Here is a 6,006-nt window from a genome sequence, read left to right as displayed (position 1 = left end):
TACCAAAAGGCAGTAAAGCCCGTACAGCACGTTTATGGAAAGTATGGCACTCTTAAAAAACAGTATCTCGAAGAAATGGGTATAGATTGGACGATTGCCGATTTGCCTACGTATCTTCACGGCATTGATAAGCAAGCGGAATCGTTGCAAGAAACGATACGCGCAAGGCTTGAGCAGGACGAGCGGTATAAGCGTACCGGCGATTTTATGGAAGATTACCGCAGGCAAACCGAAATTAACAGGCTTATAGAGGAAGAAATCCTAAACGAAATCGTTTATACGGAAGTGGCAGCATGAAAACACCCAAAGCAATAATAGATAAGCGTTACGAAGATAAGCACAAAGAAGAGCGTAAAGCTCGACACTTAGTGTGGGGTACAAGCGTTGACCGCGAATATGCGGAGGAAATTAACGAGTACCTACAAAGACACAAGCTAACAAAAGTTGAGCTGATCGTCGCAGGGTATCAAGCTCTGCAAAGTCAGTATGGCCCTAACAAAATAGAATAACCAAAAACGAAGCGAGGACTATGGCCCTCGCTTTTCATTTATATATATAAGGTATAAGCCGATCAGGAACAGTCAAACGACGGAGTGAGTTGGTTCTATACCGAATAGCTCCGTTTTATTAAAGGAGCTAAATCAAAATGGACAATCTAAATCTCAATTCAAACGTACTTACGATTGCCGAGCTGTGTGAGTTGTTGCATATCTCACGTAAGTATGCTTACAAATTCATTCGGGACAATAATATAAAGTTTATGCAAATAGGTAGGAAGTTCTATTTATCCCGAAAAGCAGTAGAAAAATTGTTATCAATGGAGGACTAAATAATGATAGCCGGTAGGTTGGCAAAGAAGAATGATTATTTTTACATAGTTTTGAGCTATTCCGATGATGCAGGCAATCGGAAAGAAAAGTGGGTCAAAACGGGATTAAAGATCAGAGGTAATAAAGCAAAAGCCGATGAAATGCTTTTGGAGTATAGGACAAACTTCGATGTCACTACCGGAAAGCTGAAATCCGCGCAAGAAGAAGCGGTTAAAATCGAATCCGATCCTGCGGATATTTTATTCGGAGATTATCTTTTGCAGTGGTGCGAAGATATAAAGAGTACGGTTGAGCTATCTACTTATGCCGGATATAGGTTAAACATAGAGCGTGTTATTGCGCCGTACTTTAACGAACGGAAAATAACGCTTAAAAACTTAAACGCACATATTATTGATGAGTTTTACAGCGAGAAGTTGAAAATAGTGTCCGCTAATACGGTTATACATTATCACGCTAACATTAGAAAGGCGTTGCAAGATGCTTATAGGAACGATTTGGTTCCTTGCAACTATGCCGATAAAGCGCATCGTCCGAAAAAAGCGGATTTTATAAGCAATTACTATAATCGTGACGAATTACAGATATTATTTGAAGCGGTAAAAGGTCATAAAATAGAATTTGCTGTCTTGATGGCGGGTTATTATGGTCTTAGACGCAGTGAAATAGTCGGACTAAAATGGTCTAATGTGGATTTCGAGTACAAGACTATAACTATTAAACATACAGTAACAACTTGTCGTATCGATGGCAAAAGTGTGCGAATTGCAAAAGACAGAGCTAAAACAAAAAAGAGTATCCGCTCACTGCCACTTATCCCGCCGATATATGATTTTCTTATTCGTATGAAAAAACAGGAAGCTATGAACAGAGAATTTTTCGGCAGCAATTATATAACGAAATACGATGACTATATATATAAGGAAAAGAACGGAGAATTAGTCAAGCCCGATTTTGTAACCGATAGTTTCAAATGGCAAGTAAGCAAGATCCCCGAACTTCCTAAAATTCGCTTTCACGGTTTGCGTCATAGTTGTGCGGCACTACTAAGACATGAAGGTGTACCAATGGAAGATATACAGAAATGGCTTGGTCACAGTCAGATAACAACGACAGAAAGCATATACGCGCACTTCGATACAGAAAGACACCTAAGCTCGGCGCAAAAGATACTTAACGCTTTTACATCCGACTCTTCTGACACATAGAAAAGCCCGCCTTTTTACGGCGGGCTTTTACTGTCGATGGTGCCGCTGACCGGACTTGAACCGGTACGAAGTTTCCTTCACGGGATTTTAAGTTTTTCAATATATAGAGTACTGCGTAAAATAGCGGTGTTTTGCGCTGTTTTTGGGGTGTTTTAGTCCAAAAATACGGGGATATATGGCATATTTGTCCTTTGTTGGGAACAATTGTGTGCAGAGTTCTGCATTTATGCGAGAAAAATGCGAGAAAAATTATATATAAGTTGCAATAGTTTTTTATATATCGGTAGGCATAGATTTATTGTGATTTTATGCTATTTGTGATACAATATAATCGTTTAAGGAGGTGTATTATGCTTGGTAAGATTTTTTATCAATTTCAATGGCGTCTATGTAAATATGAAAATAAGGTGTTAGATATATTGCGTAATAAATGCGATGCACCTTTGCGTTTTGCTCAAACAAAAATTCCTTATAATTTAAGATTTATTTTTGCAAGTTTTGAAGACGGTACTATATGCTTTTTTGATTTAATGAACGCCACTTGTGCTTTCAATGTTGACGAGTATATAGATTCTCGTTTTACTGAGCCGAATTATTTTAAGACGGACAAAATAGATTGTTTTAACATTAAAAAATTCGGCGGGATTAGAAAGGTAACTTTTAAGAACGGTGTATTAAAACCGATGCTTGAATTGTCGCATATACCGAATTTTGAGATTGAGGTTGCAGGAATCCTTTGTAATATTCGTTTTGGCATTAGAAAGAGAACAGACAACTTTTTATGTGAAATGAAATACGGCTCAATGCTATCCAATTATCCCAATAAAATAACTGAACATTGTATAGAGGTTCGTTTTAATAAATGCGTTAGTCTTGATAATCTTAACTTAATTATAGATAGGTTGTATAAATTAGTACAGTTTATCAATTTAGATTATGCGGCCCCAATCGGAAGTATAGAAGTAAAAACAAATAACGGCAACTTATTATATTTTAAGGAAGGGATAAACTATGGGCAACAGCCGATAGTTAGATATAATTTTATCGCAAACTATAAATCTATTATACGAGAGCTTTCAAAAATAATTTTATCCAATAAGTATGATATGAATTTTTTATCCTTACTTGATAAACAGACTTATGTGGATAGTGATTATTGGCTATTGGCACAATCAATAGAAAACAATATTGATTTGAAATACATAAATTTGCAAAGTCCCGTCCTTACAGATGAGATTCAATTATATAAAGAACTAAAATCGAAAATAGAGCATACGATAAACGAGTTTGAAAACGAAAACAGTAAGATTGATCCAGAAAAAAAACAATTTATCTTATCTTTGATAGAGATGTCGAAATTTAGGCGGAAGGTAGAGTTTTTATACGAGAAGTTTAATGATTTTGCAAAGAACAATCATAAATACAAAGTAATTGAAGAACGGGATATTGAAGAATTCAGTAGGCAAGTGAATGATGCAAGGAATACTATTCATGCGCTACGCAAGGATCGATTTATAAAAGAAAGAGCAGAAATGGGTGCCAATTATGCTATATTTGGTATGTGTGTATATATCCTTGATGAGTGCGGTGCCGAAGAATCCCATAAGTTTAATCTTTTGCAATGTGCATTTGTGTAGTTACTTTATAGCAAAGAAAATTAAATATTTATTTTTCAGTATTAGTCGCATACTAAAAGCATGGCATACAGTTATAAAGGCAGTATAAGTTTCGGTTTGGTATATATTCCTGTAACACTCCACAGCGTAGTCAAGAACAATGACATCGGCTTTAATATGATAGACAAAAAAACGATGAGTCGTGTTCGCTATAAAAAGACGTGCGAGGATTGTAGCGGTCGGGAAGTCAAGCAAGACGAAATAGTAAAAGGGTACGAGTACGAGGACGGCAAGTATGTCATTTTCGATGACTCGGATTTTGAAAAGCTCAAAACTAAAAAGGATAAGAACATTATAATAGAGAGGTTCGTGCCGCTCGGCGACGTCGATCCTATTTATTTTGACAAGCCATACTATGTTGTGCCGACGGGCGCGGAAAAAGCGTTCGCCGTGCTTATAACGGCTATGGAACAAGAGGACAAAGCAGCGGTAGCAAAGACGGTGCTTGGCACAAAAGAAACACTCATACTCATTCGAGCCAAGAACGGTCAAATGCTGCTTAATACTTTATTCTTTGAGGAAGAGATTGTAAACAATCCGGCAAAAGCAATCACGGAGAAAGGTACGGACGGCGAGCTTAAAATGGCAAAGGCAATCATTGAGGGCATGAGCGGCGCATTCGAACCGGAGTTGTACAAAGATGAGTACCGCGAAAAAGTTAAGAAGGCGATAGAACAAAAGATCGCTGGGAAGGAAATAGTTGCCAAAAAAGAGAAAGCCGATATGTCTGCGGCAAGCCTGATGGAAGCATTACAAAAGAGTCTTGCGCTAATGGATGTTACGCCCAAGCCGAAATATAAAAGCACGAAAAAGAGCAATTCAACCCAAAAGAATACGGCAACGAAAAGGCGTGCGTGATGGGTGATTTGTTCATAGACAAAAATATTGATCCGATGCTACTGTACGAAACAGATCCGTTTGATGATGAAGATTATATTTATGAGCTGAAATTAGACGGAATACGTTGTGTAGCGTTTGTCGAGCCTAAGTCCGTAGTATTGCAAAATAAGCGGCACAAGGATGTTACGGATAAATATCCCGAATTGTCGGGTATGAAGAAGTGCGTAAAAAGAAAAGTCGTACTCGATGGCGAGCTTGTTGTCCTAACGGACGGCAAGCCGAATTTTTATGCTTTGCAAAAACGCAGTCTTATGGACGACGAAATCAAGATAAAGCTTGCCGCGAATAAAAATCCCGTACAGTTCGTTGCTTACGATATACTCTACTATGACGGCAAGGACTTGACGAACAAGCCGTTGCTTGAGAGAAAAGAAATACTCTATAAAGCAGTGACCGAAGGGAACGGATTGAGTGTGTCGAGATATATAGAAAAGAACGGCATAGCTTTTTTCGAGCTTGCGAAGCAAGAACAGTTGGAAGGTATAGTCGCAAAGAAAAAGGACGGACTGTACCATATAGGCAAGCGCACGCATGATTGGGTGAAGATAAAGGTCATGCAGGATGAGGATTTACTTGTTTGCGGCTATCAGCCGGATGAAGTCGGGAATGTAAAAGATTTGATACTCGGATATTACGATGATGACGGCGAACTAAAATGCCGTGGCAAAGTGTATCTCGGTGTATCGGAAAGCGACAGAAAAATAATTGGCGAGTTTGCCAAAAAGAATAAAATTAAAACCCCACATTTCGATAAGTACAAAAACGCGGTGTGGCTGAAGCCCGAACTTGTAGGTACAGCGCATTTTATGCACGAAACGGAGAACGGTGGAATGCGACAGCCCGTATGGAAAGGGTTGCGAGATGATAAATGATTACCACTATAATTTTACAATATTTAATCAATAAGACTATCTCTATCAAACATAGGGGAATGAAAGAAATCTTCCAAGGAAATATTGAACCCTTCGCATATCCCGTAAAGCGTACTTATTTTAACGGAATTACATCTTTTTTTCTTGATAGAAGTAAGTGTTGATTGCGGAACACCGCTTGCCTTAAATAAGTCGTATTTTGTCATGTTACGTTCTATGCAAAGTTGTTCAATTCTTAAAATCACAGCATCTTCAAGTTTCATAGCTATCTCCTATAATTGAAGTATAAATCTAAAAAAATTAAATATACTGCGATACTTAGTATTTATTGCGTTTATAATGGAAAAAATGCTATAATAGATAAAGCTAATATTGATTGTGTTCCAAAATTAAAAGGTACACTATTCTGACCTTTTTTCAGGGAGTATTGACGAGGTAGACTGTTAAACATTATAATAAAAGCAATATCAATGTAATTTGGCTAATTGTGCCGATTTTACGGAAAATGATGGAGGATGCG

8 protein-coding genes are annotated in these 6,006 nt (G+C 37.7%); 7 read left to right on the top strand and 1 reads right to left on the bottom strand.

All coding sequences use genetic code 11. The features are described 5' to 3' along the window. The 7 genes from HDT28_04300 to HDT28_04270 all read left to right on the top strand — a co-directional run. On the top strand, positions 1–297 hold a 297-nt coding region (locus HDT28_04300; protein ID MBD5131799.1), incomplete at its 5' end, for a hypothetical protein. Next, entirely contained in the window at positions 294–509 is a 216-nt protein-coding gene (locus tag HDT28_04295; GenBank protein ID MBD5131798.1) for a hypothetical protein, read from the top strand. The genes HDT28_04300 and HDT28_04295, both read left to right, overlap by 4 nt. 137 nt (positions 510–646) lie before the next feature. Beyond that, positions 647–829, top strand: coding sequence for a helix-turn-helix domain-containing protein (locus HDT28_04290; GenBank protein ID MBD5131797.1), 183 nt, complete (start codon positions 647–649; stop codon positions 827–829). Between the two features lie 3 nt (positions 830–832). Then, entirely contained in the window at positions 833–2,038 is a 1,206-nt protein-coding gene (locus HDT28_04285) for a site-specific integrase (protein ID MBD5131796.1), read from the top strand. A gap of 350 nt (positions 2,039–2,388) precedes the next feature. Beyond that, on the top strand, positions 2,389–3,675 hold the full coding sequence (locus tag HDT28_04280) for a hypothetical protein (protein ID MBD5131795.1): 1,287 nt from the start codon (positions 2,389–2,391) through the stop codon (positions 3,673–3,675). A gap of 60 nt (positions 3,676–3,735) precedes the next feature. Continuing rightward, positions 3,736–4,572, top strand: coding sequence for a Ku protein (locus HDT28_04275; protein MBD5131794.1), 837 nt, complete (start codon positions 3,736–3,738; stop codon positions 4,570–4,572). After that, on the top strand, positions 4,572–5,486 hold the full coding sequence (locus HDT28_04270; protein MBD5131793.1) for an ATP-dependent DNA ligase: 915 nt from the start codon (positions 4,572–4,574) through the stop codon (positions 5,484–5,486). The genes HDT28_04275 and HDT28_04270 overlap by 1 nt, the downstream gene beginning before the upstream one ends. A 23-nt stretch (positions 5,487–5,509) precedes the next feature. On the opposite strand, the gene HDT28_04265 is transcribed toward HDT28_04270, so the two are convergent. Further along, a complete protein-coding gene (locus HDT28_04265; GenBank protein ID MBD5131792.1) occupies positions 5,510–5,749 on the bottom strand; it encodes a helix-turn-helix transcriptional regulator in 240 nt (79 codons plus the stop codon). Positions 5,750–6,006: the final 257 nt, after the last annotated feature.

Source organism: Clostridiales bacterium, assembly GCA_014799665.1.
Taxonomy (GTDB): Bacteria; Bacillota; Clostridia; order Christensenellales; family Pumilibacteraceae; genus Anaerocaecibacter.
The sequence above is the reverse complement of the archived record's forward strand: the minus strand, read 5'-3'. Positions and strand labels throughout refer to the sequence as shown.

Excerpts from the sequence above, each read along its gene's own strand:
- HDT28_04275 (MBD5131794.1), top strand. The coding sequence starts at position 3,736 with ATGGCATACAGTTATAAAGGCAGTATAAGTTTCGGTTTGGTATATATT.
- HDT28_04295 (MBD5131798.1), top strand. The coding sequence starts at position 294 with ATGAAAACACCCAAAGCAATAATAGATAAGCGTTACGAAGATAAGCAC.
- HDT28_04270 (MBD5131793.1), top strand. The coding sequence starts at position 4,572 with ATGGGTGATTTGTTCATAGACAAAAATATTGATCCGATGCTACTGTAC.
- HDT28_04265 (MBD5131792.1), bottom strand. The coding sequence starts at position 5,749 with ATGAAACTTGAAGATGCTGTGATTTTAAGAATTGAACAACTTTGCATA.
- HDT28_04280 (MBD5131795.1), top strand. The coding sequence starts at position 2,389 with ATGCTTGGTAAGATTTTTTATCAATTTCAATGGCGTCTATGTAAATAT.
- HDT28_04285 (MBD5131796.1), top strand. The coding sequence starts at position 833 with ATGATAGCCGGTAGGTTGGCAAAGAAGAATGATTATTTTTACATAGTT.
- HDT28_04290 (MBD5131797.1), top strand. The coding sequence starts at position 647 with ATGGACAATCTAAATCTCAATTCAAACGTACTTACGATTGCCGAGCTG.